The sequence below is a fragment of the Bradyrhizobium sp. 1(2017) genome (assembly GCF_011602485.2).
In the GTDB taxonomy this organism is placed as follows: Bacteria; Pseudomonadota; Alphaproteobacteria; order Rhizobiales; family Xanthobacteraceae; genus Bradyrhizobium.
In genome coordinates this window covers 669391-695083 of record NZ_CP050022.2, presented here as the reverse complement: position 1 = coordinate 695083, position 25693 = coordinate 669391, and the positions used below count along the sequence as shown (strand labels likewise).

The window sequence follows — 25693 nt, the reverse complement described above, 5'->3', positions numbered from 1 at the left end:
TCATGGCTGGCAATCTCGACATCCACGAAATGAAGGCCCGCATCGTCGTGTTCGGCGTCGGTGGCGCCGGCGGCAACGCGGTCAACAACATGATCACGGCCGGGCTGCATGGCGTCGAGTTCGTCGTCGCCAACACCGACGCGCAGGCGCTGGCGATGTCGAGGGCGACGCGCCTGATCCAGCTCGGCACCAAGGTGACCGCGGGCCTCGGCGCCGGCTCGCAGCCCGAACTCGGACGCGCGGCGGCCGAAGAGGCGATCGACACGATCCGCGATCAACTGACCGGCGCGCACATGGTGTTCGTGACGGCCGGCATGGGCGGCGGCACCGGCACCGGGGCGGCCCCCGTCGTCGCGAGGTGCGCGCGCGAGCTCGGCATCCTCACCATCGGCGTTGTCACCAAGCCGTTCTACTTCGAGGGCACGCGCCGCATGCGCTTTGCCGAAGCCGGCATCGAGGAGCTGCTGAAGACGGTCGACACCCTCCTGATCATCCCGAACCAGAACCTGTTCCGGGTCGCCAGCGCGCAGACCACGTTCGCCGACGCCTTTGCCCTGGCCGACCAGGTGCTCTATTCGGGCGTCGCCTGCATCAGCGACCTCATCGTCAAGGAAGGCCTGATCAATCTCGATTTTGCCGACGTCCTCTCCGTCATGAAGGAGAAGGGCAAGGCGATGATGGGACGGGGCGAGGCGTCCGGCGAGAAGCGCGTGCTCGCGGCCGCCGTCGCCGCTATCTCCAATCCGCTGATCGAGAACCCCTCGATCAAGCGCGCCAGCGGCCTCATCATCTCCATCACCGGCGGCAGGGATCTCATGCTGTACGAGGTCGACGAAGCCGCGACCCGCATTCGCGACGAGGCCGACCCCGATGCCAACATCATCGTCGGCGCGTCGTTCGACGAAAGCCTCGAAGGCATCGTCCGCGTCTCGGTGGTGGCGACGGGAATCGACAATGTCGACCCGGCGCTCCAGGCGCAACCGGTGGAAACCGCCCTCACGCAGCTCGCCGGCCGCTTACGCAACGACGGCCGCCGCATCGCCGATCGCATCGAGCGCAGTGCACCGCTTCCGCAAGCGGAAAGCCCGCCGATCCACGCCGAAGCCGGTCAGCCCGCGGCGCAAGAGGCAAGGCCGATCTATGCGCGGCCTGTGGCCGACCGGCCGCTCGATGCCTACGGCCGCTCCATTCCGCGCAATATCGCCGACGAAGACCTGCTCGATATCCCGGCCTTCCTGCGCCGCGCGGCGAGCTGAGCGGGACTCGAGAGCAACAACAAGGCGTCATGCCCGGGCTTGTCCCGGGCATCCACGTTCGTTGTACCGCGGGCAAGACGTGGATGGCCGGGTCAAGCCCGGCCATGACACTGTGGAAACTTAGGACAAGCTTTTAAGCTGCGCCGCGCGCCGATGATTCACGCCGCCGAGCTGCGCGGGGTCTCCGCAGCTTCCTTTTTCTCCGTCTCCTTGTCGCGAGACAGCCATGCGGGGAAGCGGAGCATGCGATCGTTGGCCTCTTTTGGCGGCTCGATCGGCGGCTCGACGGCCGGGCTCGGAAGGTCCAGCATGGCGTGTCCGACCCGCACCGCATCCGCGCGCTGATCCAGCTCGCGCAACAGGGGACCGAGCACGGTATCGACCTCGGTCGCCACCGACACCAGGAAACTGTTGAGCTCGCGCGCCTCGGGCACGACGGCCGAGGCCTGCTCGACCGCCTTGGAGAGACCATCGACGACGGGTGCAAACGCGCCGGCGGCTTGCTTGATTCGCGCCTTGATCGCTTCGATTTCGTTCAGGACCCGGTCGCGCTCCCGCCTGCGCTTCTCCTCCGCAAGGCGGGCTTCGATTTCGGCGATCTGCGCCGCCAGCGTCGTGGCTTCGGATGCGAGTGCATCGCGTCTGAGACGTGCGCGATCGAGATCGCGGCTGAGATTGTCCACTAAATCGTCCTTCCCGAACATGGCTTTGCTCCGTAGGACAGCCGTGACGCTGACAGCCAGCCGTTCAGCGAATGAAAGGCCGACCGGCCGAAACAGGCACGAATTCCGGTCGCGTCACATGGGCCGACATGTTGACCCCCAATTGCTTCCATTAGGCGACGGCATGGTTAACAGCTGGTTAATGTCAACAGCTGATGCGCAAATGAGGCACCATGCCGCCCAGGGAGGACTTCGTCTCCTCGCTGCCATCGGGTTCCGCTATACTCGTCCCGGTAGCATCACCCGGAGGCGCACCCCATGGAGCCGGCCCACACCACCGAGCGCAAGCCCGAGCCCAAGCCCGACCCCAAGCACCTCGTCATCTGCTGTGACGGCACCGGCAACGAGATCTCGGAAAACATCTCCAACGTCCTGAAGCTGTATCGCTGCCTGCGCAAGACCGACAGGACGTCGCCGCGACAGATGGTGTTCTACGATCCCGGGGTCGGCACGGTGACAGAGCCGACGACGTGGCACCGGCTCAAGGCCAATATCAATCTGGTGCTGGGGCTCGCCACCGGCTATGGGCTCGATGACAACGTGCTCTCGGCCTATTGCTTCCTGGTCGAGCACTACGCGCCCGGCGACAAGATCTACCTGTTCGGCTTCTCGCGCGGGGCCTACACGGTTCGCGTGCTGGCGGGGCTGATCCACAAGATCGGCCTGATCTCGCCGGAGCAGGCGAATCTCGCGGGCTCGGGCCTCGTCGCCTACAAGCAATATTCCGGCACCGGGCGCGGCAACGAGATCGAGGATTTGAAGGACGTCGCATTCGACGACCAGGGGCCGCTGCCGAAGGACGAATACGACCTCGCCGCGCAGTTCGCGCGCATCACCTCGACGCGCTGGCCGACCATCCACTTCGTCGGCGTGTGGGACACGGTGGCGAGCGTGATCGTGCCGCGGCGCGACAATCTCTTCTTCCTGTTCAGCCTGGAGGAGCTCGCCTTCACGCGGCGCAACCCCAGCGTCAAGATCTTCCGGCAGGCGATCGCGATCGACGAACGACGCCGCATGTTCCGCCTGAACAAATACGAAGAGCCTCAGGAGTTCTGGAGCAACCGCTATGTCCCCGACGAGAAGAAGGTGCCGCAGGACATCCTGCAGGTGTGGTTCGCCGGCGTGCACAGCGACGTCGGTGGCGGCTATGCGGAGGTGGAGAGCGGGGAATCCAAATATCCGCTGCTCTGGATGATCGCGGAAGCGGAGAAGGCGGGGCTGAACTTCAACCCGGCGACCGTGAAGCAGCTCGCCTGGGGCATCCAGCGCAAGAACTCGCCGTTCCAATATGTCGAGCCGGCCTACACCGGCAAGACGGGCATGCTGCACGATTCCATGACGGCGGCCTGGCGCGTGCTGGAATTCTTGCCGAAGCGTGCGAAGTACCGGGAATGGCCGGAGCGGAAAGTCACTCTCGGCTTCTACATTCCCGATGGCGAGCCGCGCCCGATCCCCGACGGCGCGCATGTGCATGAGAGCGTGTTGAAGCGGATGGCGGTGGAGCCCAACTATCGTCCGGTGAACATGCCGAAGGATTACGTGACCGTGCCGATGCCGGTGCCGCCGCATGCGGGCACCGGCAGCGAGGCGGAGCGCATGACGCTTGGCGAAGTCTGAACGGGCGAGGTCTGAACGCACGCCTCGTGCTTCGAGATGATCGCCTCAGGCCAAGACGCCGGCGAAAGTCGAGGCACCACTGCCGCACCCCACTACCGCCGCTTTCCGCATTCGCCGATACTTTTCATTAAAATTCACCGCCGCGCCTTAGCGGGATCGCATCATCCGCGTTCCATCATCGCCTCCAAACCCACCGCGAAACCAGCGGAGTTGGAGGAGACGTGCCGCAACACCCGCGCCGATATGCCCGCGTGAAGCCCGCAGGGCTGGTGTCGCGCCAGGCCAAGATCATCACGGACCCGCGCGCGCCCGTCATCAACTGCACGCTGATCGATTATTCGCCGGGCGGGGCCTGCGTCGATCTCGGCGGCCAGGTGAGCATCCCCGATCGGTTCGAGCTGCTGCACGTCAACACCAGGAAGCGCTGCCGCATCGCCTGGAAGCGCGGCACGCGCGTGGGCGTGGTGTTTTAAGGGGACGCTCGTCGCTACACATTGCGCTGTCGTCCCGGCGGACGCCGGGACCCATACCGCGTGATTTTGCAGTGGCGAGAGGTAGAGGTACCGAGCAACGAGTCTTCGCCAAACTACTCCCTGGGGTTATGGGTCCCGGCCCCCGTGCGCAATTGCGCGCTAGGCCGGGACGACAGCGGAGGTTGAGGTGTCGCTCTCCCCTCTCATCACTTCCGCATCCGCGCCTTCGCGCCCGCGACGATCTGCATCGCGACGCCGGCGATCCAGCCGAGCAAGGCGAGCCAGGTCCAGGCGATGTGCGGGTCGAGGCGGAGCACGATGACGGCGACGGAGGCGAGCGCGGTGAGCGTGGCGAACAGCGTGCCGGCCGAGCTCAGGAATTCCGCGGCGTCGATCTGGCTGTGCGCGTCATCGAAGGGCAGCTGCGGCGTGTCGATGCCGAGATAGAAGCCGACGGCGCCGAGCACCATCATCGCCAGCAGAAAGCCTTGCGTCGTCAGCGGGGCGATCGCCGAGCCGACATAGGCGCCGACGAACAGCCCGCACGCCGCCCCCGCCATCGCCAGGCCCACGCGCTCGAACACATGGGCAGTCTTGCGAACACCAAAACGCATCGCCGGCCTCCGTGACGCCTTGAGAAGACGGAGGTTAGGCCAGTTTTGCGAAGGGCGGAAGGCGAGGAGTTTTACGGATGCGTGAGCGGGATGGGGCGCAATGCGCGCGCGCCACGAACACAGTGTCGTCCCGGCCTGGTGCGCAATTGCGCATGAGGCCGGCACGACACCGTTTATTTGGCGCAGTCATCGCACCTCAACCGCACACGTCCCTCACCGCGCCCCGAACGTGGTCTTGCCGAACAGCGCCTTTTGCGTCGAGGGCTGCGAGCGCCAATATTGCGGCGGGGCCTCGACCTCGCCGCCGAGCTCGGCCGCGGCGTGCCAGGCCCAGCGCGGGTCGTAGAGCATGCCGCGCGCGAGCGCGACCATGTCGGCCTTGCCGGATGCGACGATCTCCTCGGCCTGCTTGCCTTGCGTGATCAGGCCGACGGCGATGGTGGGCAATCCGGTCTCGCGCTTGATGGCGTCCGCGAACTGCACCTGATAGCCGGGACCGAGCGGGATCTTCTGATGCGGCGAGACGCCGCCGGAGGAGGCATCGATCCAGTCGACGCCGCGCGTCTTCAGCGCTCTGGCGAATTCTATCGTCTGCGCCAGATCCCAGCCGCCCTCGACCCAGTCGGTCGACGACACCCGCATGCCCACGGGCTTGTCAGCCGGGAAGGCTGCGCGCACGGCGTCGAACACTTCGAGCGGGAAGCGCATGCGGTTTTCGAGAGAGCCACCGTATTCGTCGGTGCGGCGGTTCGAGATCGGCGAGAGGAACTGGTGCAGGAGATAGCCGTGCGCGCCATGGACCTCGATGGCGTCGATGCCGAGCCGCGCAGCGCGCTTCGTGCTGTCGACGAAGGCGTCGCGGATGCGCTTCAGGCCCGCGGCATCGAGCGCGAGCGGCGCAGCCTCGCCCTCCTTGTGCGGCACGGCCGACGGGCCGACCGTCTGCCAGCCGCCCTGCCCTTCCGGAATCAGCTGGCCGCCATCCCAGGGCCGCGCGCTCGAGGCTTTGCGGCCGGCATGGGCGAGCTGCATCGCGATCGCGGTGGAGGAATGCTTGCGCACCGAATGCAGGATCGGCTTCAGCGCTGCCTCGCAGGCATCGCTGTAAAGCCCGAGGCAGCCCGGCGTGATGCGGCCGATCGCCTCGACATGCGTCGCCTCGATGCAGAACATCGCCGCGCCCGACAGGCCGAGATTGTTGATGTGGGTGAAATGCCAGTCGGTGGCGACGCCGTCATCGGCCGAATATTGGCACATCGGCGACACCACGAGGCGGTTCTTCAACGTCAGGCCGCGCAGCTTGATCGGGGAAAACAGGACGGACATGCGGGGAGTTCCGGGAAATGGAGGGCGATGAAGGGAGTGTAGTGAGGGAAACGCGGATTGCTAGGCGCGCCCCGGGTATGGCGGCCCGTGGGGCCATGCATTGCGGCGGTTGGTTTGGCGGAGGCGGCGCGACAACCTCCACTGTCGTCCTGGCGAAAGCCAGGACCCATACCGCGAGGTCTATCGATCGCGGAGGTGCTCATCCCGAACGACTTGCCGTCGCCAAACTCCTCCCTGGGGTAATGGGTCCTGGCTTTCGCCAGGACGACGGCGAGGAGGACCGCGCCGTGCCTACTCCACCAGCGCGAACTGCAGCAGCAGCGTCCGCTGCAGCATCGAGAAATTGTCGTCGGAGATCAGGGTCAGCACGGTCTCGCCGTCGGCCGTGACGTGGGCGTCGATGCCCTCCATGTTGTCGATCTCGTGGCCGAGATCGGCGGCGAACAGAGTGAGGCCGTCGACGACGGCGCCCGGTGCGATCGACTTCAGCGGGATGGCGCGGATGCGGATGTTGACGCCGGTGAACCAGGAGAATTTGCGTTCGAGGATGAGGAGATCGCCCGAGGGCAGCAGCACGGCGTCGCTGATGTCGTAGTTTTCGGAGCGGCGCACGCTGAACTGGCCCGGCGTCGGGCCGCCGATCAGGAAGGCGACGAGGTTGCCGCCGGAATCGAGCCCGCGCTCGGAGAAGGCGATCAGCGTGCCCGCCAGCGCCTGGGCCTGACTTTGCCCTTTGGGCACGACGACCATCGCCTCCAGCCCCTTGTTGTAGGGCAGCTTGCGCAAGCCGGGCGGGACGGCGATCAGCTCGCCGCGGGCGCTTGTGCCGCCCTTGGCGAAATCATAGCGCAGGATCTGGTTGACGCGCTCGAGCCCGACATAGACGAGGCTGCCGTCGCGGGCGAGCGACTCGGTGTCGTACCAGAGCCGCTTCTCCGTGATCGGCCGCCCGTCCGCGCCCAGGAGCGGCGCGGCCTCGACGTCCGCGAGCCCGACCATCTCGCGGCCGGAATAGCGGATGGTGCCGGTGAACCAGCCGCCCTGGTCGGAGATGGCGAGGAAGCGCTCGCCCTTGGTGTCGAGGAAGCGGAGGCCGGACAGGCCGCCGAAGCCGCGATAGGGCGAGGTCAGCACCAGGCCGCTGCGGAAATCCAGCGAGCCGAAGCGCGTGCGCGAACGGTCGCGCGGCTCGAAATTGGCAATGCTGCGGGCGTTGACCTCGACGCTGACGGGCGCCGAGACGGCGTGCTCGAGCTGAAGGATTCGCGGCGGCGGCTCGACGGCCGGCTGAAGCTGCGCCTGAGCCTGCGCCAATCGCGGCATCGCGAGGGTGGAGAATCCCGCCGCCGCGTGGCCAAGAAAGCTGCGGCGGGATGGATGCGTGCTCACGAATGCAATTTGCGTCGCGGGCGACCGGCCGGCTGGGTTGGCGCGGTGTTGGTCTCGCTGAACAGCTCGGCGAGCTTCTCGGTGATGGCGCCGCCGAGTTCTTCCGCGTCCACGATCGTCACCGCGCGGCGGTAGTAGCGCGTCACGTCGTGGCCGATGCCGATCGCGATCAGCTCGACCGGCGAGCGGGTCTCGATCTCCTCGATGATGTGGCGCAGGTGCCGCTCGAGATAGTTGCCGGGATTGACCGATAGCGTGGAATCATCGACCGGCGCACCGTCCGAGATCATCATCAGGATCTTGCGCTGCTCGGGCCGGCCGAGCAGGCGCTTGTGCGCCCAGTCCAGCGCCTCGCCGTCGATGTTCTCCTTCAGGAGACCCTCGCGCATCATCAGGCCAAGGTTCTTGCGCGCACGGCGCCAGGGAGCGTCGGCGGACTTGTAGATGATGTGGCGGAGATCGTTGAGGCGGCCGGGATTGGCCGGCTTGCCGGCGGCAAGCCACGCCTCGCGCGATTGCCCGCCCTTCCAGGCGCGCGTGGTGAAGCCCAGGATCTCGACCTTGACGCCGCAACGCTCCAGCGTGCGCGCGAGGATGTCGGCGCAGGTCGCGGCGACCGTGATCGGGCGCCCGCGCATCGAGCCGGAATTGTCGAGCAGCAGCGTCACCACGGTGTCGCGGAACGTCGCCTCCTTCTCGTGCATGAAGGACAGCGGATGATAGGGATCGGTGACGACGCGCGACAGCCGCGCGGGGTCGAGGATGCCCTCTTCGAGATCGAACTCCCAGGCGCGGTTCTGCTGCGCCATCAGGCGGCGCTGCAGGCGGTTGGCGAGACGGGCGACGATGCCCTGCAGATGCGCGAGCTGCTTGTCGAGATAGGCGCGCAGGCGCTCCAGCTCGTCATGGTCGCAGAGATCCTCGGCGGCGATGACCTCGTCGAATTTCGGCGCGAAGGCGTGGTATTCCGGACCGCGCGGCTCGTTCTTGCCGTGCGAGTTCGGACGCGTCGCCTCGCCCGGCGTCTCGTCGTCGCCGAGCTCGCCGTCGTCGAAGGTGTCGGAGGTTGAGGCCTGCGCGCTTTCCATCGCGCTCTCGCTCATCTCCTCCGATGTCGCCTGGGCCTGGTCGGCGCTCATTTCCTGCGCGGCGTCGGAATCGGGCGAGCCTTCGGCACCGGACTGGTCGTTGTCGCCGTCCTGGTTCTCGTCGTTGTCGTCATTGTCCTCGGTGTCGGCATTGCGCTCGTCGCCGAGCTCGAGCGCCGAGAGCAGGTCGTGCACGGCGTCGCCGAACCGGGTCTGGTCCTCGACCACGCCGTCGAGCCGGTCGAGCCGCCTGCCGATCTTGTCCTCGAGGATGGGCCGCCAGAGATCGACCATCTTCTTGGCGGCCGCCGGCGGCGCCATGCCGGTCAGGCGCTCGCGCACCAGCATGGCCAGGGCATCGGCGAGCGGCGCATCGGCGCGGTCGGTGATCTCGTCGAACTTGCCGCGATGGAAATGGTCGTCGAGCATCGCGGTGAGATTCTTCGCAACGCCCGCCATGCGACGCGCGCCGATCGCCTCGACCCGCGCCTGCTCCACCGCCTCGAACACCCCGCGCGCCTGCGGATTGCCGGGCATCAGCTTGCGATGAACCTTGGGATCGTGGCAGGCGAGCTTGAGCGCGATGGAATCGGCATGGCCGCGCACGACGGCGGCGTCACGCTTGGTCATCTTGCGCGCCGGCTCCGGCAGCCGCGCCTTGCCAGGCGCAAGACCCGGGCGCTCGGCGGCGAAGGAGACGTCGAGCTCGGGCGCCTTCGCGATCGCCTTGAGACAGGAGGCCACCGAGCGCTTGAACGGCTCGGTCGGCGCTTCCTTGCTGTTGCGGAATTTGGAGTTGGAGGTGGTCATATCACCTTGATCCGTCGTCCCGGCGAAAGCCGGGACCCATAACCACCGGCCGTCGTCGGGTCAGAAAAACTATCGGCGTCGATTCGATCGAAACATCCCGCGGTATGGGTCCCGGCTCCCGTGCGCAATTGCGCACCAGGCCGGGACGCCCACGCGAGACCTTTAGCTCAGCGCCACGTTCACCGCCGATTCCGGCAGCTCCGCGTTGAAGCAGCGCTGATAGAACTCGGCGACCAGGGGACGCTCGAGCTCGTCGCATTTGTTGAGGAAGGTGACACGGAAAGCGAAGCCGATGTCGCCGAAGATGTCGGAGTTCTCCGCCCAGGTGATCACCGTGCGCGGGCTCATCACCGTCGACAGATCGCCGTTGGCGAAGGCGTTGCGGGTAAGATCGGCGAGGCGCACCATCTTGTTGACGATGTCGCGGCCTTCCTGGGTGCGATAGTGCTTGGCCTTGGCCAGCACGATCTCCACTTCCTCGTCGTGGCTGAGATAGTTCAGCGTGGTGACGATCGACCAGCGGTCCATCTGGCCCTGGTTGATCTGCTGGGTGCCGTGATAGAGGCCCGACGTGTCGCCGAGACCGACGGTGTTGGCCGTCGAGAACAGGCGGAACGCCGGGTGCGGCTTGATCACCTTGTTCTGGTCCAAGAGCGTCAGGCGTCCCGAGACCTCCAGCACGCGCTGGATCACGAACATCACGTCCGGACGGCCGGCGTCGTATTCGTCGAACACCAGCGCGACGTTGTTCTGCAGCGCCCAGGGCAGGATACCGTCGCGGAATTCGGTGACCTGCTTGCCGTCGCGGACCACGATGGAGTCCTTGCCGACGAGGTCGATACGGCTGATGTGGCTGTCGAGGTTGACGCGCACGCAAGGCCAGTTCAAGCGCGCCGCAACCTGCTCGATATGGGTGGATTTGCCGGTGCCGTGATAGCCGGTCACCATCACGCGGCGGTTGCGCGCAAAGCCGGCGAGAATGGCGAGCGTGGTGGCGCGGTCGAAGCGGTAGTCGGAATCCACTTCGGGCACATGAGGATCGACTTCGGAATAGGCCGGCACTTCGAGATCGCTGTCGATCCCGAACACCTGACGCACCGACACCTTCATGTCGGGCAGACCGGAAACTTCCTCAACTTTGGACATGGCGGCGGTCGTCATCAATCCTCCGAGGTCCCGGGCGGTCCCGAAACCGGTTATTCGCACGTTGGCTGCGGCTGGGTGCTGAAAATCAACCTATCAGAGACAACGAGCCGGCAGAAGCCCGGCCGCCAATCAAAGTTCCGTTGTCTTTTCATTTAGATAGGCAAGGAACGCAGTTTTTGGAGGGCTGCCTTGCGAATCACGCCCGAATTCGGGCGGGGTAACGCCTCTGCCTGCGAATGGCACGTTTGCCGCGTGTGCTTAACTAGGTAGGGTCTAAATTCCACGACTCCAGCCCCCACAGAGACGACGTGACGTCCTTCCTCGATCCCCTCATCGCCTTCGTCTCGGCCCATCCGTGGCTGGCCTATCTCACCCTGTTCCTGGCCGCGCTGCTCGAGGCGGTTCCGGTGTTGGGGTCGGTGATCCCCGGCTCGACCATCATCCTGGCGTTGAGCGCGCTGGTCCCGGGCGGCGAGCTGAAGCTGCCTTGGGTGCTGCTGGCCGCTGTGCTCGGGGCGGTGCTCGGCGACGGATCGGCCTATTGGATCGGGCACCGGCGGCAGCGCGAGATCCTCGACACCTGGCCGCTGACCAATTATCCGCGCGTGGTCGCGCAGAGCGAGAACTTCTTCAACCGCTTCGGCACCTGGGCCGTTTTCTTCGCCCGCTTCGTGCCGCCGGTCCGCGCCTTCGTGCCTGTGACCGCCGGCGCACTCGGGATGGCGCCGGCGAAATTCTACGCTGTGAACATCCCGGCGATCCTGGCCTGGGCACCGGCGCATGTGCTGCCGGGCGTGCTGGCGGTGTCGGCGTTTCACGAGTATTTCGGCTTGCCGGACCATGGGCATCCGTTCAAGCACATCTGGATTTTGACGGTGGTGGCCGTCGCGATCGTGGTCGGGGTGGCGCTGTGGATCCATCGCCGGCGGCGGAACGGCGGCGCTGGCGCGGCGGCGACGCCGCGGGGCTGAGAAACAGGCGTCGTTCGCAGGGACGACAGCGGAGAGCGGCGCGCTAACAGAAGTTCTAAGTCGCGCCCCCCGCCCGCCTCCCCGGCGCCGGGCCCACATACCGTGCGCGCGGCCTGATCAGCTTGCCGAACTGCAATTGCTCGCTGGCATGGGCAATCCAGCCGACGCTGCGGGCCATCGCGAACAGCGCGAGCTCGCTGCCGGCGGGCAGCCGCAAGGCGTGCACGAGCACGGCGAGGGCATAGTCGATGTTGACGAACTCGCCGGTTGCCTCCGCGATCCGTTCCGGCACTTCGCGCGTGAACTTTCGCGGTGCGCCGGCGCGCGACAGGGCGTTGAGCAGCGATTGCGCACGGGGATCGCCGCGCTTGTAGACGCCATGGCCGAAGCCGGCAAAACGCTCGCCGAGCGCGACGCGCTCGCGCACCATCGGCTCGACGTCGCGATCGATCAGCGTCTTCACGAGCTGGGAGGCCAGCACGCCGGCGCCGCCATGCTTGGGCCCTTTCAGCGCCGCAAGGCCGGCGATCACGGAGTCGTAGAGATTGAGGCCGGTCGAGGCGGCGCAGCGCGCGGTGAAGGTCGACGCGTTCAGCTCATGGTCCGCGAGCAGCACCAGCGCGCGGCGGACCAGATCGGGCGCATGCTTGTTGTCCGCGGCCCAAACCCTGGCAACCTGCTGATGCAGCGGCTCGGCCGACGGCTCGGCATTGAGCATGGTCGCGACCAGCAGGCGGACGATGCGCGCGCCGACCAGCGCGCGGCCGTCGGGCGCGCGGGTGAAAGCACGGGGATCGGCGCTCGCGGCCAGCGCGAGCACCGCGACGGCGCGGTCGATCGGCGCGGCCCGGCGCGCGGCCTGCCCGATCGTGCGCATTTCCTCGGACAATAGCGGCAGATTGCCGGGCGCGAACGGATCGACGCCGGAGACGTCCCATAACAGCGTTGCTGTGTGCTCCAGCGTGTCGTTCTCGGCGAGGTCGACGCAATTGACGCCGCGATAGATCGCGCCCTCTTCGGTGATGGTGGAGATCTCCGTATCCATCACCGGCAGATCAGCGTCGAAGCTGCGCAGGCCCCGCGGCTCCGGCGACGGCACCCGCCGTTCCTTGAGGGCCCGGACGTCTTCTGCGCGGTAGCGGTTTTTGCGCGAATCCGGGGTCGGCTCGGAGCGGATCAGGCCGCGGCTGACATAGGCGTAGAGCGTGGCCGGCGAGATCGCGAGCTCGGCCGCGGCTTCCCGGGCGGAGAGGTAAAGCTCGCTGGAATTATTCATATTGATTTATGTAATCAAGATTGATCAATCTGTCGAGAGGCCCGACCTTTCGCTGGGTGCAGTGCAAAGGAGATTGGGCCATGAACATCCACCTCACCAAAAGCCAGATCGGGCTGGACGGCGTTCCCGCGGCCGAGACCGTGCTGAGCCATGTCGATGGCGTGCGCGGCGAACTGATCATCGCCGGCGAGCATGTTGGCAGCCTCGCGGCCAAATCGAGCTTCGAGGGCGTCACTGCCCGGCTCTGGAACGGCGCCAGCGAGACCAGCTTGAGCGAAGCCAATGTGCGGGCGAGCCTGGGTACCGCGCGCGAGCGCGCCTTTGCGCGATTGCCGGAGCTGTTGCCGTCGATGAAGGGCATGGGCATCGTCGACGGGTTTCGCGCGGCGGTCGCGGGGCTTCGCGCCGAGCACGGCCTCGAACACGAGGCCACCATCGTCGGCGCGTTTCCGGTGATCGCAGGCGCGCTGGTCCGTCGTGCCAAGGGTCTGGAGCCCGTTGCGCCCGATCCGAGCGCCAGCCACGCCGCCGACACGCTGAGCATGCTGCACGGGCGCACGCCTGCAGCGCGCGAGGTCACCGCGCTCGACGCCTATCTCGTCACCGCCAGCGACCACGGCATGAACGCATCGACTTTCACCGCACGCGTGGTGGCTTCGACGCAGGCCGACCTGTTTGCCGCCGTCACCGCCGGTTACTGCGCACTCACGGGCCCGCTGCATGGCGGGGCGCCGGAGCCGGTGCTGGAAATGCTCGACGCGATCGGCTCGCGCGAGCGCATCCAGCCCTGGATCGATGCAGCGCTGGCACGCGGCGAGCGGATGATGGGCTTCGGTCACCGCGTCTATCGCGTGCGCGACCCGCGCGCCGACGTGCTGAAGACCGCGGTCGAGGCACTGGCGTCCAACGGCACCGATCTGCCATTTGCCGGCGAGGTCGAGGCCTATATCCGCTCAGCGTTGCAGAAGAAGAACCCGGACCGGCCGCTGGAGACCAATGTGGAGTTCTTCACCGCGATCCTGCTCGACGCGCTCGCGATCCCAAGGCAGGCGTTCACGCCGATCTTCGCCGTGGCGCGCGCCGCTGGCTGGACGGCGCATGCGCGCGAGCAGCAGCGGACGGGGCGCTTGATCCGGCCGAGTTCATCCTATGTGGGGGCGATGCCGGAGGCGTGATGAAGTCGCGCGGATGGGCGAGGCGCGATGGCGGAGCCAATCACTCCGTCGTCGTCCCGGCGAAGGCCGGGACCCATACCGCGTGATCTTTCGGTGAGAGGCGGTGTGAATACCGCGGGAAGACTCCTTCACTGCGAGTCTTCGCCAAGCTGCACCCTGGGGTTATGGGTCCCGGCCCCCGTGCGCAATTGCGCACTAGGCCGGGACGACACCTAGGGTGTAGCGCCAAAGTGCTTATGCGTGGAGTGCGAAGACCTTACGCCTCCCGCACCACCGTCTTCAGATAATTATACGCCTTGATGATCTCGATCAGACGATCTTCGGTGGAGCGGTCGCCACCATTGGCGTCGGGGTGGTGCTGCTTCACCAGCGCCTTGTACTTGGTCTTGACGTCGGCGAGCGTGGCGCTGGGGCCGAGGCCCATGACCAGGAGCGCCTTGCGCTCGGCGTTCATCACCTTGCGCGTCTCGGCCTTGGGCTCGGCCTCCGGTCCCTTGCGCCAGCTGGCGCGGCCGTTGATCTCGCTGAACATGCTGAACGGATCGGACGCCATGTCGATCTCGGCTTCCGAGCCCTTCTTGCCGCCATTGGCGCCCATCTTCCAGGTCGGACGATGGCCCGTGAGCGCGTCCTTCTGGTAGCGCGCGACGGCGTCGGCATTCATGCCGGAGAAGAAATTGTAGTTCTGGTTGTACTCGCGCACGTGGTCCAGGCAGAAGTGCCAGTACTCGCGCTGGTTCTCGCGACCCTTGGGTGCACGATGCGCGCCCTTGTTCTGGCAGCCGGCCCACTCGCAAGCCACCACGGTGTCGCGCGGCTTCACTTCCGGCTGCTTGCCCCGCGGCTTCACGCGGATGGAGTCGAAGAACTTTGATGAATCGATCGGCATGGCTGACTTTGACTACGCAATGCAAAAACCTTCAAGTCTTGACATTGCAATTAGCTGAGCACCCGGTCGCGATTGCCTAGGACTCCCGGGTATTGACGGGGTGCGATCGCGCACCTTAATGGCACACATGGCTATGCGAGACACTATCAGCAACAAGTTGCAGGAAGCTTTCACGCCGGAAAGCCTGCAGGTGGTCGACGAGTCACATTTGCATGAGGGCCACGCCGGGCATCGGCCGAGCGGCGAGACGCACTTCCGTGTTTATATCGTATCTGCGGCCTTCAAAGGGAAGACCCGGGTCGACCGCCATCGCATGATAAATTCGGCACTGGCCGCGGAACTCTCCGGCGGCGTGCATGCGCTGGCGATCCATGCGCAGGCCCCGGGGGAAGGCGGGAGCTAGTCGTGCGCAATTGCGCACGGGGCGGAGCATGCAGTGCTCCGAGACGGCGCGGCCAGAACCGGACCGCCGCGGGGGGCTGGATCGTCCGCCCTCGCGGACGATGACGGTCTACCGTGCGTCAAAACGACGTTCCGGCCCTTCTCGGCTTCACCTCTTCCAGCTCCGCCTCGCGCGCCACCGGTGAAATACGGAGCGCGGTGATGCGGTTGCGCTCGCGGCGGAGGACGCGGAAGCGGAAGCCGTGAAAGGTGAAACTCTGGCCGCGATCGGGGATCGAACGCGCCTCGTGAATGACGAGGCCCGCAACCGTGGTCGCCTCCTCGTCGGGCAGGTGCCAGTCGAGCGCGCGGTTGAGATCGCGGATCGGCACCGAGCCGTCGACCACGACGGAGCCGTCGGGCTGGCGACGGACGCCGGCGACCACCACGTCATGCTCGTCGGAGATGTCGCCGACGATCTCCTCCAAAATGTCTTCCAGCGTCACAAGGCCTTCGACCTCGCCATACTCGTCGACGACGAGCGCGAAATGGGTCTTGCGGCGGCGGAACGCCTTGAGCTGCTGGGATATCGGCCGCATCTCCGGCACGAACCAGGGCGGCAGCATGATGGTGGTGACGTCGATGCGCGAGGTATCGCCTTCCGAGGCGCGGATGGCCCGCAACAGATCCTTGGCGTGAAGAATGCCGATGATGTTCTCCGACTTGTCGCGCCACAGCGGAATGCGCGTGTATTCGGTGGCCAGCACCTCGCGCACCAGCTCCTCCGGCGGCAGGTCTGCATTGATCATCACCATGGCGGTGCGGTGAACCATCACGTCGGACACCGTCAGCTCGCCGAGGCGGAAGACGTTGTGAATGTACTCGGCCTCACCGCTTTCGATCTTGCCGTGCACGGCCGATTCCTCGACCAGCCCTTCGATCTCGGAATCCGTCAGGATCTCGTGCTGCGAAAACTCCTGGACGCCGATCAGACGCAGGATCGCGCCGGACGCCGCGTTGAGACACCAGCTCAGCGGGTAGAACACCAGATAGGAGGCATGAAGCGGATACGCGATCCACTGCGACACCGGCATCGGCTCCCTGATCGCGAGCGTCTTCGGCACCTGTTCGCCGATGACGATGTGCAGCGAGGAGAAGACCAGAAAGCCCGCCACGAAGGAGGTGAAGTGCAGCGTGGCCTCCGACAATCCGAGCGGGCGCAGGATCGGGCTCAGCAGCGCGGACACGGTCGGCTCGCCGATCCAGCCGAGACCGAGGGACGCCATGGTGATGCCGAGCTGGCAGCAGGCGAGATAGGATTCGATGTTTCCCATCATGGTCTGCAGCAGGCGCGCGCCGAAGCGGTTCTGCTCGACCATGGCCTTGACGCGAAAGCCGCGGCTCTTCACGAGCGCAAATTCGGCTGCCACGTAAAATGCATTGGCGGCGAGCAGGAGGACCGCAAGCAGCAGATTGATCGAGATCGAGCTCATGTTTGCCTCGCGACCACCTCGAGCTGCCGCGCCGCTTCGGAGCCAGCCGATCCAGACGGTCCTGCCATCACTGCGATAATTTCGCCTGCAGGAAATCGCGCACCAAAGCCGGCTCGACGTCCTTGGCGATGACGGCGCGTCCCACCGCTTCCAGCAGGATGAAGGTGAGCTTGCCGCGCTTGACCTTCTTGTCCTGCGCCATCAGCGCCATCAGCGCGTCGGCATCGGCAAGGCCTTCCTGCGCAAAGCCCGCGATGTCCTGCAAGCGCGTCGGCAGGCCGGCCTCGACCAGATGTCGCTCGACGCGGGCCGCCTCAAGCTCGCCGATCATGCCGAGCTTCGCCGAGAACTGCGCCGCCAGGGTCATGCCGATCGCGACGCCCTCGCCATGGAAGAGGCGGTCGGAGAAGCCGGTCGCCGCTTCCAGCGCATGGCCGAAGGTGTGACCGAGATTGAGCAGCGCGCGCTCGCCGGTCTCGCGCTCGTCGCGCGAGACGACACCGGCCTTGGCGCGGCAGGAGGTCGCGATCGCGTGCTCGCGCGCCGCGCCACCCTTGAAGATGTCGGCATGGTTCTTCTCCAGCCAGGCGAAGAAGGCCTCGTCGCCGAGCACGCCATATTTGGCGACCTCGGCATAGCCGGCGCGGAATTGCCGCGGCGACAGCGTGTCGAGCACGGCGGTGTCGGCGATCACCAGCACCGGCTGGTGGAAGGCGCCGAGCAGGTTCTTGCCCTGCGGCGAATTGATGCCGGTCTTGCCGCCGACGGAGGAATCGACCTGCGCCAGCAGCGAGGTCGGCACCTGCACGAAATCGACGCCGCGGCGCAGGATTGCTGCCGCAAAGCCGGCGAGGTCGCCGACCACGCCGCCGCCGAGCGCGATGACGAGATCGTTGCGCTCGATCTTGGCGGCGATCAGGGCCTCGCTGACCTTCTCCAGGCCGGCATAGGTCTTGGAGATCTCGCCCTCCTCGACCACGATGCGCGACGTCGGAATGCCGGCAGCGGCAAGCGATGCCTCGGTGGGCCCGAGCCAGTGCTTTGCAACGGTGCGGTCCGTCACGATGGCCGTGCGCACGCCCGGACGGAGGCGTGCGACGCGCTCGCCGAGCGAGGCCAGCACGCCGCGGCCGATGACGATGTCATAGGCGCGGTCGCCAAGGGCGACGTCCACGTTCACGGGATCCGAATGTTTCAACGGCGCAGTCATCGTACGGCACTCGCAACGTCGACAGGTGGTTCGCCGCAGAGATGGGCGTGCAGCGTCTCGATGCATTCCTCGACGATCTTGTCGTGCGGCACGTCGCGCGAGGCGATGGTGAGGTCGGCATGGCGATAGACCGGCTCGCGCTCGGTGAGCAGGCGCGTCACGGTCCCCTCGGGATCGGCGGTCTGGAGCAGCGGGCGATCGGCACGGCGCCGCACCCGGCGCATGATGACGTCGTGGTCCGCCTTGAGCCAGAGCGAGACCGCTTTCGCGGCGATGCGCGCGCGGGTCTCCTCGCGCATGAAGGCGCCGCCGCCGGTCGCGAGCACGATCGGGCCGCCGTCCAGCAGCCGCGCGATCACGCGGGCCTCGCCGTCGCGGAAATGCGGCTCGCCATGGCGCTCGAAGATTTCCGGTATGGTCATGCCGGCCGCCGCCTCGATCTCGGTGTCGGCATCGACGAAGGGCAGCTTGAGCCGCGCCGCCATGCGGCGGCCGATGGTGGATTTACCCACCCCCATCATGCCGACGAGCACGACCGAGCGCGCCCCGAGCGCCGACAGGATGTCGGCCTCAGGCGAACCGGATAGCGGCAACGCGGCGTCGGACATGTCTCGCTCGACTGGATCTCGCTCGATCTGCCGCCTGGGCGGCATGCTTTGGCCACCTATACGACCCCAACGGGGCCCTCGCCAGAGGACTCTTGCCACGAAACGGCGAACATGTTGGATGATTTCATTGGTTAATTTGCCACGCCCCGAGACCTTTCCCGATGCCGAGCCTGTTCCGCTTCCTGACGGTCGTCGCCGTGATCGCCGGCATCGTCTATGGCGTGCTCTTCGCGCTGGCGAACTTCGTCACTCCAAAGCCGCGGGAAATGACGGTGACGATCCCGCCTGACAAGTTTCTCAAGAAATAGGCGCTAGGCTCCAGGGCATGCCCACCAAGCCCTCCGACACCAAGCTCACCGGTCTGTTCCTCGACATGCTCGCGGCGGAACAAGGTGCCGGGCCCAACACACTCGACGCCTACCGCCGCGACCTCACCGATTTCTCGGAATTTCTGGGCCGGGTCGGCCACAATTTTGCGGATGCGGAGACCCAGACGCTCCGCGACTATCTCGCCGATCTCGATGCGCGCGGCTTCAAATCGACCAGCGTCGCCCGCCGCCTGTCGGCGATGCGGCACCTCTATCGCTTTCTCCTGAACGAGCGGATCAGGACCGACGATCCCGCGGCGATCCTGTCCGGGCCCAAGCGCGGCCGCGGCCTGCCGAAGGTCCTGTCGATCGCCGATGTCGACCGCATGCTCCGCCGCGCCAAGGAGTTGAGCGAGGCGGAGGATGCATCGCCGTCGAAGCGGCTCCGCGCCTTGCGGCTCTATTGCCTGCTCGAGGTGCTCTACGCCACCGGCTTGCGCGTCTCCGAGCTGGTGGCGTTGCCACGCTCGGCGGCCAAGCGCGATGCCCGCATGATCGTGGTACGCGGCAAGGGCAACAAGGAACGCTTGGTGCCGCTCAACGATGCCTCGCGGCAGGCGATGGCCGACTATCTCGCCGCGACGGAGGCTGCAAAGGCCGACAAGAAGAACAGCGTGGCGGCGTCGAAATGGCTGTTTCCCTCGTTCGGCGAGAGCGGGCATCTGACGCGGCAGCATTTTGCCCGCGACCTGAAGGAGCTCGCGGTCGCCTCCGGGCTTCAGGCCCGCCTGGTCTCCCCGCATGTGCTGCGCCACGCCTTTGCCAGCCACCTGCTGCACAACGGCGCGGACTTGCGCATCGTGCAGACCCTGCTCGGCCACACCGACATCTCGACCACCCAGATCTACACCCACGTCGTCGAGGAGCGGCTGAAGAGCCTGGTGCGCGACCTGCACCCGCTGGCGGAGAAGTGAATCTCCCGTAGCCCGGATGAGCGAAGCGACATCCGGGATCGGCGCCAAAGGCACGACCCGCCCCGGATTTCGCTTCGCTCATCCGGGCGACAAGCTACGAGCACCCGGCGAAACCGCCTTGACTTCGGCCACATCTCCGCAGAAAGAGCCGTGGCCTCATGATTGATTTGGCCAGCTGCCGGGAGCGCACAAGCCAAACCATTGAAGACGCTACACTTATCTTCGCGGCCCCAACCTCGCTTCGCTCTCGAGCCCCGTCCCTCTATATTGAGTTGATGCAAGACCAGATGCGCAGCTATCTCGACTTCGAAAAGCCCGTCGCCGAGCTCGACTCCAAGGTCGACGAGTTGCGCACGCTTGCAGCCTCCGGCACCGACATCACTGATGAGATAGGGCGGATCGAGGACAAGGCGGCGCAGGCGCTGGCCGATCTCTATCTGAACCTGACGCCGTGGCAGAAGACGCTGGTGGCGCGGCATCCGCAGCGGCCGCATTTCAACGACTTCATCAAGGGCCTGATCACCGAATTCACCCCGCTGGCCGGCGATCGCAAGTTCGGCGAGGACGAGGCGCTGGTCGCCGGCTTCGGCCGCTTCCGCGGCGAGCCGATCTGCGTGATGGGCCAGGAAAAGGGCGATTCCACCGAGAGCCGCATCCGGCACAATTTCGGCATGGCGCGGCCCGAAGGCTATCGCAAATGCGTGCGGCTGATGGAGATGGCGGAGCGGTTCGGCCTGCCGGTGCTGTCACTCGCCGATTCCGCCGGCGCCTATCCCGGCATCGGCGCCGAGGAGCGGGGCCAGGCCGAGGCGATCGCGCGCTCGACGGATGCGTGCCTCGCGCTGACCGTGCCGAACGTCGCCATCATCACCGGGGAGGGCATGTCGGGCGGCGCCATCGCCATCACCACCGCCAACAAGGTGTTGATGCTGGAGCACGCGATCTACAGCGTGATCTCGCCGGAGGCCGCCTCCTCCATCCTCTGGCGCGACGGCACCAAGGCGCAGGAAGCCGCCAACAACATGAAGATCACGGCCCAGGACATGCTCCGGTTCGGGGTGATCGATCAGATCCTCAAGGAGCCGGTCGGCGGCGCCCATCGCGACCCCGCCGCCATGATCGCCACCACCGGCGATGCCATCGCCAAGGCCTTTGACGAGCTCCGGGGCCTCGACGGCGACGCCATCCGCAAGCAGCGCCGGCAGAAATTCCTCGATATCGGCCGCAAACTGGGCTGATTCGGCTGGTTTCCGTGTCCCGGACGCGCTGCGGCGTGAAACGCTGCGGCGCAGACCCGGGACCCTCCCCAAGCCTGGGCCCCTGCTCTGCGTCGCACCGCTGACGCGCGGCACCCGCGTCCGGGCACGCGGGACCACCCCGGTAACCCCGCATTAACCCTTTTTTTGCCCAAATCGGCGATCTGAGTCCCTGATGGGCCGGAAGGCCCAAGTAAGGCCCAAAGTCGCGTCCATTTAGTCTTCGTTGACCATGCCGATGGGCCAACGGGCTCGTGATCCCCGCTCGGGTTGCGACCACATGACCCAGAGGTTAGAATTTTAATCAATGGCTTCAGGGCATAAGCGCTGGAGCGTGATGCGAGAAAGCCCGTCACGACGGGTCCGGTTCGCCGGTCGGATCATGCTCCACAAGAATTGGGGTTCGCGCTTTCTGCCCGGCACGGTGTGGGGTCCATCTTGATTTCTCGTTCGCTTGCTCGCGCGCTTTTGGCTTCGGTTGCGCTGATGATGGCCGGCGGTCTTTTGGCCGGCTGCAATAGCGACCAGGTCTCGCTCGCGACCAACGCCAAGGCCAACCAGCCGGTGCCGCCGAAGCTGCTTGCCGCGATGACCGAGAAGGACATGGATCTGCAATCGCCGATCCTGGTTCGCCTGTTCAAGCAGGAGGCCGAGCTCGAGGTCTGGAAGCAGACCCGCTCGGGCCAGTTCGCGCTGCTCAAGACCTATCCGATCTGCCGCTGGTCGGGCGATCTCGGCCCCAAGGTGCGCGAAGGCGACCGTCAGGCGCCGGAAGGATTCTACTCGATCAATCCGGGCCAGATGAATCCGCAATCGGCCTATTACCTCTCCTTCAACACGGGTTACCCGAACGCGTTCGACAAGGCGCTTGGGCGCACCGGCTCGCAGCTGATGGTGCATGGCGATTGTTCGTCGCGCGGCTGCTACGCCATGACCGACGAGCAGATCGCGGAGATCTATTCGCTCGGGCGCGAATCCTTCTTCGGCGGCCAGAAGGCGTTCCAGCTCCAAGCCTATCCGTTCAAGATGACGCCGGTGAACATGGCCAAGCACCGGAACAACCCGAACATGCCGTTCTGGAAGATGATCAAGGAAGGCTATGATCATTTCGAGGTGACGCGGCAGGAGCCGAAGGTCGATTTCTGCGAGAAGAAGTACGTCTTCGACGCCGCCAAGCCGGCCGACGCCAAGCGCGACCCGGTGTTCGACGCCTCGGCAAAGTGCCCGGCCTATGTGATCCCCGAGGAGATCGCCAGCGCGGTGCGCCAGAAGCAGGCCAAGGACGAGACCGAATATGCCAGGCTCGTGGCCAAGGGCACGCCGATGGCGCGGATGAACACCGGCATCGACGGCGGCATGAACAAGGTGTTCGCCGCCAAGATTCCGGAAGGCTCGACCGGCCTGTCGGAAGGCGCCGAAGGCACCACGCTGCAGATGCTGGCGATGGCGAAGGCGCCGGGCACGATCCCCGGCCACGTCAATCCGCCCAAGCCGAACCTCGATTCCGTGGCGTCCGCGCCGTCACCGCAGGAAGAGCCGGTCGTCGCGGTCAGCGCGCCCGCGGCCGGCACGCGCGTCGCCGCGGCTCAGCCTGCCGAGAAATCCGGCGGCTTCTTCTCCAACCTCGGCCGCAAGATGGGCCTGGGCGCCGCCGATACCACAGCTACGACCGCGCCTCCCCCGCCGCAGGCCACGGCGTCCGTGGCGCCGGCCCAGACGACCACGGCGCCACCCACGGCAGCGTCGCGGCTCAAGGCTGCAGTGACCCGCTTCGTGCCGGGCCATGACAAGTCAAAAGACGCTGCGAAGGAGGCCCCGAAGCCGACCGTTGCGGCCGCCAAGCCCGTCGAGCCGCCGAAGCCGCAGCCCGACACCCGCCTCGCCGCAACGCGCCCGGCGCTGAAACCGTCGGACGGTGCAGGTGAAGCGACGCAGATCATGGGAGCCGCGCCGGTGATGCAGTCGAATTCGTTCGACAGCCGGTTTGGGGCGATGAAGTAGGCGCGCGCTAGACTTTCGCCCACGCTCCACTCTCCGCCGTCATCGCCCGCGAAGGCGGGCGATCCAGTATTCCGGAGGAGTGATTGAACCGCGAAGCCGCGGCCTGCTGGATGCCCCGCCGTCGCGGGGCATGACAGTTGAGGTGGGTTGAGAGCGCTGCCCTCAGTCACAAGCAAGAGGCGACTGACTTCCTACGGCGCCAGGTACCGCATCAGCTCCGGATTGCCCCTCACCTGGCCCGCTTCGCCTTGCAGCGCGACCCTGCCGCGGTCGAGGACGTAGGCGTAGTCGGCGACGCGGAGCGCCAAATCGAGATGCTGCTCGACGATGATGACGGCGATGGTCTTGGCAAGCTCGATCAGGCGCTCGGTGATCTCCTCGATCACGCCGATCCAGACGCCTTCGGTCGGCTCATCCAGCAGCAGCAGCTTGGGATCGCCCAGCATGGCGCGGCCGATGGCCAGCATCTTGCGCTCGCCGCCGGAGAGCGTGCCGGCGGGCTGGTCGAGGCGCTGGCCGAGCTTCGGGAAGATGGTCAGCACGCGATCGACCGCGGAGGCATCCTTGCGCGCGAGCGAGCCGACCGCGAGATTGTCGCGCACCGACAGGCGCGCGAACACCGAATGCTCCTGCGGCACGTAGCCGATGCCGGCGCGCACGCGCTCCTGGGTGGCGCGGCGGCTGATGTCGCGGCCGTCGAAGGCGACCTGGCCCTTCCAGGCCGGCAGCTCGCCGACGATGGTCTTCATCAACGTGGTCTTGCCGGCGCCGTTGCGGCCGAGCACGGCGACGCCGCCGCGCCAGGGAATGCCGAGGCTGACGTCGAACAGCACCTGGCTGCGGCCATAGCCGGCGTCGAGATGCCGAATGTCGAGAAACTCTTGCTCAGGCACGGCGCAGATAAATCTCCTGGACGGACTTGTTGGCCTGGATCTCGGACACGGTGCCCGAGGCCAGCACCTTGCCCTGGTCGAGCACGGTGAGGCGATCGCAGATGTCGCGGATGAAATCGAGGTCGTGCTCGACGATGACGAGCGAGCAATGCTGCTTGATCGGCTGGAGCAGCTCGCCGGTGACGCGGCGCTCCTCGAGGCTCATGCCGCCGGTCGGCTCGTCCAGCAGCAACAGTTTCGGCTTGCCGGCCAGCGCCATCGCGATCTCCAGCCATTGCTGCTGGCCGTGCGACAGCGCGGCGGCCGCGTCGAAGGCGCGGTCGGCGAGGCGGAATTGCCTCAGCATGGTCATGACCTGATCGTGCAGCGCGCCGCGCGTGCGCGAGAAGACGAGATCGAACAGCGAGCATTGCGCCTGCAGCGCGAGCAGGATGTTGTCGTAGAGCGTCAGCGACGGCAGCACGGACGTGATCTGGAATTTCAGGCTCATGCCGGTCCGGGCGCGCTCGGTCGGCGTGAATCCGGTGATGTCGGTGTTGACGAAGCTCACCTTGCCCTGCGTCGGCACCTCGGCGCCGGCGATGCATTTCATCAGCGTGCTCTTGCCGGAGCCGTTCGGACCGATCAGCCCGTGAAACTCGTTCTCGCCGACGGTGAGCGCCGCGCCATCGAGCGCAGTGAGCTTGCCGAAGACCTTCTTGATACCCGCGGCCTCAAGGAGCATCGCGTGTCTCCCTGGACCTGGCACCGAAGCTGCCGACGCGTTCGCGCTCGCCGAGGACAAAACTGATCAGGCCGAGCGGCCGGAACAGGATCACGAGCAGCAGCAGCAATCCCAGAATGATCGGCCAGATCTCGCGGTAATTGTCCGACAGCCAGAAGCTGACGCCTTCGACGATGACGGTGCCGATGACGGCGCCGATCAGCGTGCCGGAGCCGCCGAACAGCACGTAGAGCACCACCTGGGTCGAGACCACGACGCCGACCATGTTGGGCCAGACGAAGCCTTCGTGGAAAGCGTAAAGGCTGCCGGCTAGGCCGGCGATGGCGCCGCCGATGGCGAAGATGATGGCTTTGAGGTGCTGGGCCTTGTAGCCGAAAAAGGCGATGCGTTGCTCGTTCTCGCGCAGGCCCGCGAGCGCAAGGCCGAATTGCGAGCGCACCAGGAAACGGCAGAGCAGGTAGACCACGACGAGGATGCCGAGCACGAGATAATAGAAGGACGGCCCCTCCGTGAACTCGTATGACCCAAGCGACATCGGCGCGATCGAGGGGATGCCGTTCTGGCCGCCGAGATAATACCAGCCACGTGCCAGGCGGTCGGCGGCGTAGGAGCCGGTCAGCGTGCCCAGCGAGACGAAGATCACGCTGGAGGGATGCCGCCCCAGCAGCAGGAAGCCGCCGAGCAGCAGCGCGAAGGTCAGGCCGATCAGCGTGCCCGCCGGCAGCACCAGGAAGATGTTGGTGACGTCGAGATCGCGCGCAAGCAGCCCGACGCCATAGCCGGCCGAGCCGAAGAACAGGGCCTGGCCGAAGCTCATGATGCCGGCATAGCCCCAGACGAGGTCGAACGACAGCGCGAACAGCGCCAGGATGATCACGCGCGTTGCGAACACGGTGAGATAGTCCTGCAGCACCAGCGGCGCCAGCAGCGCCGCGAGGAGCACGACGACCTCGACGATCGGCAGGACTTTTCGTCCCGCCGCAGCTTGTCCCGCCGCAGCGCCTTCAGCCATTGCGCCGCCCGCTTCGTCGCCGGCGTCGGCGACCACGGCCTGTCTTACCACGCTCATCGGCTTCAGCATTCCACCTTAGCA

The 25693-nt window shown here is 66.3% G+C and carries 23 protein-coding genes and 1 pseudogene; 10 read left to right on the top strand and 14 right to left on the bottom strand.

The genetic code is table 11. The annotated features are described in order from the left end of the window. Window positions 1–2: 2 nt before the first annotated feature. A pseudogene (gene ftsZ / locus HAP40_RS03235) lies at window positions 3–1220 on the top strand (cell division protein FtsZ); the annotation flags it as partial. A 194-nt stretch (window positions 1221–1414) separates the two neighbouring features. On the opposite strand, the gene HAP40_RS03230 reads toward ftsZ, so the two are convergent. Further along, window positions 1415–1960 carry a hypothetical protein gene (locus HAP40_RS03230; RefSeq protein WP_246741188.1) on the bottom strand — a complete coding sequence of 182 codons (546 nt, stop codon included), beginning with the start codon at window positions 1958–1960 and terminating at the stop codon, window positions 1415–1417. A 276-nt stretch (window positions 1961–2236) separates the two neighbouring features. Here HAP40_RS03230 and HAP40_RS03225 point away from each other — a divergent pair, with 276 nt between their 5' ends. Next, on the top strand, window positions 2237–3595 hold the full coding sequence (locus tag HAP40_RS03225) for a DUF2235 domain-containing protein (protein ID WP_166819137.1): 1359 nt from the start codon (window positions 2237–2239) through the stop codon (window positions 3593–3595). A 221-nt stretch (window positions 3596–3816) separates the two neighbouring features. Next, window positions 3817–4068 (top strand): PilZ domain-containing protein, encoded by a 252-nt coding sequence (locus tag HAP40_RS03220; protein WP_166819138.1) that lies wholly within the window; start codon window positions 3817–3819, stop codon window positions 4066–4068. A 206-nt stretch (window positions 4069–4274) separates the two neighbouring features. Here HAP40_RS03220 and HAP40_RS03215 read toward each other — a convergent pair whose 3' ends face one another. The 5 genes from HAP40_RS03215 to cobS all read right to left on the bottom strand — a co-directional run bounded on the left by HAP40_RS03215 (window position 4275) and on the right by cobS (window position 10456). Next, a complete protein-coding gene (locus HAP40_RS03215) occupies window positions 4275–4682 on the bottom strand; it encodes a hypothetical protein (protein WP_166819139.1) in 408 nt (135 codons plus the stop codon). A gap of 213 nt (window positions 4683–4895) precedes the next feature. Next, on the bottom strand, window positions 4896–6008 hold the full coding sequence (locus HAP40_RS03210) for an NADH:flavin oxidoreductase/NADH oxidase (protein ID WP_166819140.1): 1113 nt from the start codon (window positions 6006–6008) through the stop codon (window positions 4896–4898). 291 nt (window positions 6009–6299) lie between these two features. Then, window positions 6300–7397 (bottom strand): esterase-like activity of phytase family protein, encoded by a 1098-nt coding sequence (locus tag HAP40_RS03205; RefSeq protein WP_166819141.1) that lies wholly within the window; start codon window positions 7395–7397, stop codon window positions 6300–6302. After that, a complete protein-coding gene (gene cobT / locus HAP40_RS03200; RefSeq protein ID WP_166819142.1) occupies window positions 7394–9295 on the bottom strand; it encodes a cobaltochelatase subunit CobT in 1902 nt (633 codons plus the stop codon). Before cobT ends, HAP40_RS03205 begins: the two co-directional genes overlap by 4 nt. Before the next feature lie 162 nt (window positions 9296–9457). Further along, window positions 9458–10456 carry a cobaltochelatase subunit CobS gene (cobS, locus tag HAP40_RS03195; RefSeq protein ID WP_028159559.1) on the bottom strand — a complete coding sequence of 333 codons (999 nt, stop codon included), beginning with the start codon at window positions 10454–10456 and terminating at the stop codon, window positions 9458–9460. A 293-nt stretch (window positions 10457–10749) separates the two neighbouring features. Here cobS and HAP40_RS03190 point away from each other — a divergent pair, with 293 nt between their 5' ends. After that, window positions 10750–11412 carry a DedA family protein gene (locus tag HAP40_RS03190; protein ID WP_166819143.1) on the top strand — a complete coding sequence of 221 codons (663 nt, stop codon included), beginning with the start codon at window positions 10750–10752 and terminating at the stop codon, window positions 11410–11412. Between the two features lie 55 nt (window positions 11413–11467). On the opposite strand, the gene HAP40_RS03185 is transcribed toward HAP40_RS03190, so the two are convergent. Further along, window positions 11468–12688, bottom strand: a complete 1221-nt coding sequence (locus tag HAP40_RS03185) for a citrate synthase family protein (protein ID WP_166819144.1) — start codon at window positions 12686–12688, stop codon at window positions 11468–11470. Window positions 12689–12768: 80 nt separating this feature from the next. On the opposite strand from HAP40_RS03185, the gene HAP40_RS03180 reads away from it, so the two are divergent. Next, on the top strand, window positions 12769–13863 hold the full coding sequence (locus HAP40_RS03180) for a citrate synthase/methylcitrate synthase (protein ID WP_166819145.1): 1095 nt from the start codon (window positions 12769–12771) through the stop codon (window positions 13861–13863). A 256-nt stretch (window positions 13864–14119) separates the two neighbouring features. On the opposite strand, the gene HAP40_RS03175 is transcribed toward HAP40_RS03180, so the two are convergent. After that, on the bottom strand, window positions 14120–14752 hold the full coding sequence (locus tag HAP40_RS03175; protein ID WP_166819146.1) for a J domain-containing protein: 633 nt from the start codon (window positions 14750–14752) through the stop codon (window positions 14120–14122). 118 nt (window positions 14753–14870) lie between these two features. Here HAP40_RS03175 and HAP40_RS03170 point away from each other — a divergent pair, with 118 nt between their 5' ends. Beyond that, the gene (locus tag HAP40_RS03170; protein WP_208024828.1) at window positions 14871–15155 is read left to right on the top strand and encodes a BolA family protein; all 285 of its coding nucleotides are present in this window, start codon (window positions 14871–14873) and stop codon (window positions 15153–15155) included. 118 nt (window positions 15156–15273) lie between these two features. On the opposite strand, the gene HAP40_RS03165 is transcribed toward HAP40_RS03170, so the two are convergent. The 3 genes from HAP40_RS03165 to HAP40_RS03155 all read right to left on the bottom strand — a co-directional run bounded on the left by HAP40_RS03165 (window position 15274) and on the right by HAP40_RS03155 (window position 18444). Then, the gene (locus tag HAP40_RS03165; protein ID WP_166819148.1) at window positions 15274–16626 is read right to left on the bottom strand and encodes a hemolysin family protein; all 1353 of its coding nucleotides are present in this window, start codon (window positions 16624–16626) and stop codon (window positions 15274–15276) included. 67 nt (window positions 16627–16693) lie between these two features. Continuing rightward, window positions 16694–17836, bottom strand: a complete 1143-nt coding sequence (aroB, locus tag HAP40_RS03160) for a 3-dehydroquinate synthase (RefSeq protein ID WP_166819149.1) — start codon at window positions 17834–17836, stop codon at window positions 16694–16696. Further along, on the bottom strand, window positions 17833–18444 hold the full coding sequence (locus HAP40_RS03155) for a shikimate kinase (protein WP_166819150.1): 612 nt from the start codon (window positions 18442–18444) through the stop codon (window positions 17833–17835). Before HAP40_RS03155 ends, aroB begins: the two co-directional genes overlap by 4 nt. 161 nt (window positions 18445–18605) lie before the next feature. On the opposite strand from HAP40_RS03155, the gene HAP40_RS03150 reads away from it, so the two are divergent. The 4 genes from HAP40_RS03150 to HAP40_RS03135 all read left to right on the top strand — a co-directional run bounded on the left by HAP40_RS03150 (window position 18606) and on the right by HAP40_RS03135 (window position 22983). Next, window positions 18606–18752: a histidine kinase gene (locus HAP40_RS03150; protein ID WP_166819151.1), complete on the top strand. Its 147-nt coding sequence runs from the start codon at window positions 18606–18608 to the stop codon at window positions 18750–18752. Window positions 18753–18769: 17 nt separating this feature from the next. After that, window positions 18770–19726, top strand: a complete 957-nt coding sequence (gene xerD, locus HAP40_RS03145; protein WP_166819152.1) for a site-specific tyrosine recombinase XerD — start codon at window positions 18770–18772, stop codon at window positions 19724–19726. Window positions 19727–20001: 275 nt separating this feature from the next. Further along, entirely contained in the window at window positions 20002–20964 is a 963-nt protein-coding gene (locus HAP40_RS03140; RefSeq protein WP_166819153.1) for an acetyl-CoA carboxylase carboxyltransferase subunit alpha, read from the top strand. Window positions 20965–21420: 456 nt separating this feature from the next. Further along, the gene (locus tag HAP40_RS03135; RefSeq protein WP_166819154.1) at window positions 21421–22983 is read left to right on the top strand and encodes a L,D-transpeptidase family protein; all 1563 of its coding nucleotides are present in this window, start codon (window positions 21421–21423) and stop codon (window positions 22981–22983) included. A gap of 191 nt (window positions 22984–23174) precedes the next feature. Here HAP40_RS03135 and HAP40_RS03130 read toward each other — a convergent pair whose 3' ends face one another. The 3 genes from HAP40_RS03130 to HAP40_RS03120 are packed head-to-tail and all read right to left on the bottom strand — an operon-like array spanning window position 23175 to window position 25681. After that, a complete protein-coding gene (locus HAP40_RS03130; protein WP_166819155.1) occupies window positions 23175–23876 on the bottom strand; it encodes an ABC transporter ATP-binding protein in 702 nt (233 codons plus the stop codon). Beyond that, window positions 23869–24600 (bottom strand): ABC transporter ATP-binding protein, encoded by a 732-nt coding sequence (locus HAP40_RS03125; protein WP_166819156.1) that lies wholly within the window; start codon window positions 24598–24600, stop codon window positions 23869–23871. The genes HAP40_RS03130 and HAP40_RS03125 overlap by 8 nt, the downstream gene beginning before the upstream one ends. After that, a complete protein-coding gene (locus HAP40_RS03120; RefSeq protein ID WP_166819157.1) occupies window positions 24590–25681 on the bottom strand; it encodes a branched-chain amino acid ABC transporter permease in 1092 nt (363 codons plus the stop codon). Before HAP40_RS03120 ends, HAP40_RS03125 begins: the two co-directional genes overlap by 11 nt. Between the last annotated feature and the right edge of the window lie 12 nt (window positions 25682–25693).

Excerpts from the sequence above, each read along its gene's own strand:
- HAP40_RS03230 (WP_246741188.1), bottom strand. The coding sequence starts at position 1,960 with ATGTTCGGGAAGGACGATTTAGTGGACAATCTCAGCCGCGATCTCGAT.
- HAP40_RS03225 (WP_166819137.1), top strand. The coding sequence starts at position 2,237 with ATGGAGCCGGCCCACACCACCGAGCGCAAGCCCGAGCCCAAGCCCGAC.
- HAP40_RS03215 (WP_166819139.1), bottom strand. The coding sequence starts at position 4,682 with ATGCGTTTTGGTGTTCGCAAGACTGCCCATGTGTTCGAGCGCGTGGGC.
- HAP40_RS03210 (WP_166819140.1), bottom strand. The coding sequence starts at position 6,008 with ATGTCCGTCCTGTTTTCCCCGATCAAGCTGCGCGGCCTGACGTTGAAG.
- cobT (WP_166819142.1), bottom strand. The coding sequence starts at position 9,295 with ATGACCACCTCCAACTCCAAATTCCGCAACAGCAAGGAAGCGCCGACC.
- cobS (WP_028159559.1), bottom strand. The coding sequence starts at position 10,456 with ATGACGACCGCCGCCATGTCCAAAGTTGAGGAAGTTTCCGGTCTGCCC.
- HAP40_RS03185 (WP_166819144.1), bottom strand. The coding sequence starts at position 12,688 with ATGAATAATTCCAGCGAGCTTTACCTCTCCGCCCGGGAAGCCGCGGCC.
- HAP40_RS03180 (WP_166819145.1), top strand. The coding sequence starts at position 12,769 with ATGAACATCCACCTCACCAAAAGCCAGATCGGGCTGGACGGCGTTCCC.
- HAP40_RS03175 (WP_166819146.1), bottom strand. The coding sequence starts at position 14,752 with ATGCCGATCGATTCATCAAAGTTCTTCGACTCCATCCGCGTGAAGCCG.
- HAP40_RS03170 (WP_208024828.1), top strand. The coding sequence starts at position 14,871 with ATGGCACACATGGCTATGCGAGACACTATCAGCAACAAGTTGCAGGAA.
- HAP40_RS03165 (WP_166819148.1), bottom strand. The coding sequence starts at position 16,626 with ATGAGCTCGATCTCGATCAATCTGCTGCTTGCGGTCCTCCTGCTCGCC.
- aroB (WP_166819149.1), bottom strand. The coding sequence starts at position 17,836 with ATGACTGCGCCGTTGAAACATTCGGATCCCGTGAACGTGGACGTCGCC.
- HAP40_RS03155 (WP_166819150.1), bottom strand. The coding sequence starts at position 18,444 with ATGTCCGACGCCGCGTTGCCGCTATCCGGTTCGCCTGAGGCCGACATC.
- HAP40_RS03150 (WP_166819151.1), top strand. The coding sequence starts at position 18,606 with ATGCCGAGCCTGTTCCGCTTCCTGACGGTCGTCGCCGTGATCGCCGGC.
- xerD (WP_166819152.1), top strand. The coding sequence starts at position 18,770 with ATGCCCACCAAGCCCTCCGACACCAAGCTCACCGGTCTGTTCCTCGAC.
- HAP40_RS03140 (WP_166819153.1), top strand. The coding sequence starts at position 20,002 with ATGCAAGACCAGATGCGCAGCTATCTCGACTTCGAAAAGCCCGTCGCC.
- HAP40_RS03125 (WP_166819156.1), bottom strand. The coding sequence starts at position 24,600 with ATGCTCCTTGAGGCCGCGGGTATCAAGAAGGTCTTCGGCAAGCTCACT.
- HAP40_RS03120 (WP_166819157.1), bottom strand. The coding sequence starts at position 25,681 with ATGCTGAAGCCGATGAGCGTGGTAAGACAGGCCGTGGTCGCCGACGCC.